Raw genomic sequence first — 3,928 nt, 5'->3', positions numbered from 1 at the left:
ACGCCCCGCCGCCAACGCCCCCGCGCAGCGGGCCCCCGCTACACGCGCCACACCATCGCACAGACCGCCGTCGTCGCATTCGGGATGATCCTGATCATCGCCGCCGGCGACCGTATCAACGGCCTGTTTATCGCAGGATTCGCGATCGCATATTTCGGGATCTACCGGATTGCCAAAGGCGTAACGCGCCGTGAGGCTGCTCACCGCGCCGACCGTCGCGAGATCCGCAGCGTCGCCGAGCTGCCCGGATCCGAAGCTGCGGCCGCATGAGCTCGGCACAGGACCAGCACGAATGCCAAGCCTGCAAACATCCCGTAACCGTCCCGGCCGACCTCGCCGGCGCCGTTTTCGAACTACATAGCTGCGGCGGAACCGAGCAATCGAAAATCCGGGCATGGTCCACCGATTGGGAAGTCTGCATTGTCTGGGGCACGCACGACCCGCAGCGGGCCCGCGAAGCATGGGCCGAACAGATCGACCCGGACGAAGAACACATGCCGGACTGGGACAAAGCAAGCCAAGAATGGGCAGACCCTGCCGAGCTGGAAAAAGACGAGGACGAACCGTGGACGGAAACGGGGGAGAAGCAGCTGCATCCCCACTGGGTCCCATTCCTCGCAATCGCCTAGCGCACACCACCAGACAAAAAGGGATAAGGGCAATGACCACAACCACCAAAGCACAGGACATCGCCGAAATCGACCGGCAAATCCGCGAATCCACCGACGAAGCGAACGCGCTCGCCGATATGAAACGCGCTCGCCGGCCGTTCGATCGGCCTCGGGTAGAGCCTAAGCAGGGATGGGAATTCCCTCGGGCCGGCGTCCGGCTGCGGGCCGACGGCCGCGCGCAGCTCCGGATCTGGATCGATCCGACCCTCGCGGATCCCATCCAGGGCGGCGCCTGCGAAAACTACATCGAAGCTTGCGCGCTCGGCGGGATGATCGTCCACCATGCCCGCGCCGCTGCAGGCGGGAAGTAGACCGATGCCGCCGAGAGTCGAAGCCTCGAAACCCGAAAAGCTCGATCGCTGCCCGAGTTGCGGCGGTGTGATCCGGCAGACCGGCGAATGCCGCTGCAGCGACTAACCAAACCCCCCAACCGAATAGACCAGAGGAAAACATGACCGACATCATCAACGCCAACGGATCGGTGACGTACTCCGTCGACGTCACTGAGGCAATTACCGCCTACCCAAAGGACCTGTACGCCGGTCGCGTCGAATTCACAGTCGATTCGACCCGTGAAAAGTTCCATATTGACGACGCAGATCAAGCTGCAGCCATGCGCCAACAGGCGGCCGAAATGATCGCAGTCGCGGACGCATACGACCGACACCTAGAACAAAAGGCAACCGCTGACCGTGACCGCCTGGCCGAAACGCTCTACACCGCCGAGCAGATGGAAGCCGACGAACCGATGTTTTGGGCGGACGCGCTGCCGGCAACGAAACGCAAGTTCGAGAACCGGGCCGCCACGCTCCGGACCTTCGGCGTAACAGTAGGGGCCTAAGCGATGACGAAACTCAGCGGCACACTGCCGAAGGACTACAACGAGGACGGCCTCGGATCGATCAATGCCGACCTAGTCGAAGCCCCACACGAAACCCGCGTAGTGATCGCGCTGGTCGACTGCAAATCAATCACTACCGACATCGATACCGGGCTCGACCAAGCGACCGCCCGTATCCTCCACATCGAACCGTTGAAAGACGAAGACGCCCAAGACCGGGCCCGCGAGCTGCTGCTCGAAGCGCAGGAACGGCGCACCGGCCGGAAAGCGCTCCCGCTGGTCAACGGCGCAACGGGCGAAGTTGACGGCACCGCGGCCGCGATCCTCCGCAAAGGCGCCGGCATCATCGCCGACGGCGTAACCGAAATCAGGTTCAACAAATGACCGAGCAGCCAACCGACGTCGTCGACCTCGGCCCGGAACCGATCACCAGGGAATTCGCCGAAGCAGCAAAACGGCAATACCGGGCGACCCGGATCCCGATCGCCGACAAGATGCCGATCGAGATTGTCCGCGAGATCGCCGACGAACGTGTCCGCCAACATGCCAAGTGGGGCGAACAGAACCACCCCAACGGCACCGGACCCACCGTCTACCAAAGCGCCGCGTCATCCCTCACTAACGGCCACCTCCGCGACATCGCAAAACGTCAGACCGACCGACACGCAGCCGCCGGCGTGGTCACGTTCGCCGACATCCTGATCGAGGAAGTAGCGGAAGCGCTCGCCGAGGACGACCCCGCAAAGCTCCGCGCCGAACTGATCCAGGTCGCCGCCGTCGCCGCGCAATGGGTCGAAAAGATCGACCGCGACGAGGCCAAGGCGGCGGCCTCATGAGCCCGTGGGCCCGGCGGATAACATCCCCGGAAGTCATCGAGGCAGCCAGAAGGGCCGACGAGAAGCGTCGGGAAAGAGATCGGAACCTGCTCGCCGGACCCGCACCATTCCGCACCCCAGAAAACTCGGCGCTCGCCGATCGCGTCATCCAAGCAGTCGAGGACAAACACGGCGTGCTACTCCCCGCGATCCGGCAACTCATGTTCGAAGCCTGGGCCGAAGGATTCAAACAAGGCGGCCCGATGCACGACGTCAATTACGACGACCCCGACGCCCACACCCGGAACCCATACGAGGAACCCGAATGACCCAATCCGAACCCGGCACCGCCGAAACCCTGATGCAAATGCTCGAAGGCGCCCAAACCGCAGTAGCAGCGATCACCGGCATAAAAGCGCAATTCATCGCCGCCGGCTGGACCGGCCCCGGCGCCGAACAGGCAACCGTCGAGCTGATGCGCAGCGCAACAGCCAACCGAGGGAAAGCGGCCGAATGACGGAAATCCCGCGGGCAATGCTCGAGGATCCCGACGGCCGGGCGCTGGTCGAAGCCATACACGACCGAAAACGAAACAACGAACCACCACGAAAGGCGGCCGGACTCGATGCCCTGGCTACGGATAGGCGACACAGCAGCGAATCACCCGATCGCGCTCGCCGTCCTCGAGGATCCGGCCGCTGACGATCGCCTGCTGAATGAAGTCTTTGGATTTGTCGCTCGCTGCGCCCTGCAGTCCACGGCACACCTAACCGATTACATGATCAGCCGAGGGACCGCGATCCAAATCGGCGGACACTCTCGCGTCTGGGCCCTGCTCGACGCGGCGATCGATGCCGGCTACCTGTCACCCTCGGAAATGACCGTCGACGGCATTACAAAGCCGGCCTACAAGCTGCTGGATGATCCCGATTTCATTCACATGCGGACCCGCGAGGAAATCGAGTGGGAACGGCAGCGGAAAACCGATAACTCAAACCCGGCCCTGATCGTCCCGGTCCGGATGCGCGACGGCGACGCCTGCCGTTACTGCGGCCTGGTGGTCGACTTTCGGCCCGGGCAGCGTAAGGGCAGGATCGCCGGCACCTATGACCACCGGGAACCCGGGCAGGCAGCCACGATCGATACCTACGTCGTGTGCTGCCGGGCATGCAACGCCTCGAGGGGCGACTCGCCAAACGCTGACGCCTCGCTGCCGCTGCTGTCCGCACCGTCAAAGCCTTACTACTCGGCGCACACCATCGAATGGATCCGGACTAACGACTGGGCAAAAAGGAACGGCATAAAGCCACCGCGGAAAGGTAAAGCGATCGCGCCAGGCAAACCGGCGCCCACCAGCAAAGCAACGCCGACCAACGGAAGCACCACCGGGCCGGCGCCGGATGCCAACGGAAGCAACAACCGGGCATCAACGGGCGAAGCAGTGGAAAGCGAAGCAACGCCGGCCGACGGATTTACCACCGGGCCGACGCCGGAACCTCGCAACGGGGCAACGGGCGCCGCGAACATCGCAACCGATCCGCAACCGGCCACAGCCGAGGCCGCACCGCCCGCAAACAGCCCACAAGCCACAGGAACCCACC

At 63.7% G+C, this 3,928-nt stretch carries 8 protein-coding genes and 1 pseudogene; all 9 read left to right on the top strand.

Annotated elements, in window-relative coordinates; translation table 11 throughout:
• On the top strand, positions 1 to 270 hold a 270-nt coding region (locus GVL04_RS23990; protein WP_159709157.1), incomplete at its 5' end, for a hypothetical protein.
• A complete protein-coding gene (locus tag GVL04_RS23985; protein WP_159709156.1) occupies positions 267 to 629 on the top strand; it encodes a hypothetical protein in 363 nt (120 codons plus the stop codon). The genes GVL04_RS23990 and GVL04_RS23985, both read left to right, overlap by 4 nt.
• Before the next feature lie 32 nt (positions 630 to 661).
• Positions 662 to 982 carry a hypothetical protein gene (locus tag GVL04_RS23980; protein WP_159709155.1) on the top strand — a complete coding sequence of 107 codons (321 nt, stop codon included), beginning with the start codon at positions 662 to 664 and terminating at the stop codon, positions 980 to 982.
• 140 nt (positions 983 to 1,122) lie between these two features.
• The gene (locus GVL04_RS23975; RefSeq protein WP_159709154.1) at positions 1,123 to 1,512 is read left to right on the top strand and encodes a hypothetical protein; all 390 of its coding nucleotides are present in this window, start codon (positions 1,123 to 1,125) and stop codon (positions 1,510 to 1,512) included.
• A 3-nt stretch (positions 1,513 to 1,515) separates the two neighbouring features.
• On the top strand, positions 1,516 to 1,896 hold the full coding sequence (locus GVL04_RS23970; RefSeq protein WP_159709153.1) for a hypothetical protein: 381 nt from the start codon (positions 1,516 to 1,518) through the stop codon (positions 1,894 to 1,896).
• On the top strand, positions 1,893 to 2,348 hold the full coding sequence (locus GVL04_RS23965) for a hypothetical protein (RefSeq protein ID WP_200846949.1): 456 nt from the start codon (positions 1,893 to 1,895) through the stop codon (positions 2,346 to 2,348). Before GVL04_RS23970 ends, GVL04_RS23965 begins: the two co-directional genes overlap by 4 nt.
• On the top strand, positions 2,345 to 2,656 hold the full coding sequence (locus tag GVL04_RS23960) for a hypothetical protein (RefSeq protein ID WP_159709152.1): 312 nt from the start codon (positions 2,345 to 2,347) through the stop codon (positions 2,654 to 2,656). Before GVL04_RS23965 ends, GVL04_RS23960 begins: the two co-directional genes overlap by 4 nt.
• On the top strand, positions 2,653 to 2,844 hold the full coding sequence (locus tag GVL04_RS23955) for a hypothetical protein (protein WP_159709151.1): 192 nt from the start codon (positions 2,653 to 2,655) through the stop codon (positions 2,842 to 2,844). The genes GVL04_RS23960 and GVL04_RS23955 overlap by 4 nt, the downstream gene beginning before the upstream one ends.
• Before the next feature lie 108 nt (positions 2,845 to 2,952).
• Positions 2,953 to 3,928, top strand: a pseudogene (locus GVL04_RS23950) (hypothetical protein); the annotation flags it as partial.

The sequence above is a fragment of the Arthrobacter sp. 18067 genome (genome assembly GCF_902706295.1).
Taxonomy (GTDB): domain Bacteria; phylum Actinomycetota; class Actinomycetes; order Actinomycetales; family Micrococcaceae; genus Arthrobacter.
This window is presented reverse-complemented; position numbering and strand designations above follow the sequence as displayed.

Excerpts from the sequence above, each read along its gene's own strand:
- GVL04_RS23985 (WP_159709156.1), top strand. The coding sequence starts at position 267 with ATGAGCTCGGCACAGGACCAGCACGAATGCCAAGCCTGCAAACATCCC.
- GVL04_RS23980 (WP_159709155.1), top strand. The coding sequence starts at position 662 with ATGACCACAACCACCAAAGCACAGGACATCGCCGAAATCGACCGGCAA.
- GVL04_RS23975 (WP_159709154.1), top strand. The coding sequence starts at position 1,123 with ATGACCGACATCATCAACGCCAACGGATCGGTGACGTACTCCGTCGAC.
- GVL04_RS23970 (WP_159709153.1), top strand. The coding sequence starts at position 1,516 with ATGACGAAACTCAGCGGCACACTGCCGAAGGACTACAACGAGGACGGC.
- GVL04_RS23965 (WP_200846949.1), top strand. The coding sequence starts at position 1,893 with ATGACCGAGCAGCCAACCGACGTCGTCGACCTCGGCCCGGAACCGATC.
- GVL04_RS23960 (WP_159709152.1), top strand. The coding sequence starts at position 2,345 with ATGAGCCCGTGGGCCCGGCGGATAACATCCCCGGAAGTCATCGAGGCA.
- GVL04_RS23955 (WP_159709151.1), top strand. The coding sequence starts at position 2,653 with ATGACCCAATCCGAACCCGGCACCGCCGAAACCCTGATGCAAATGCTC.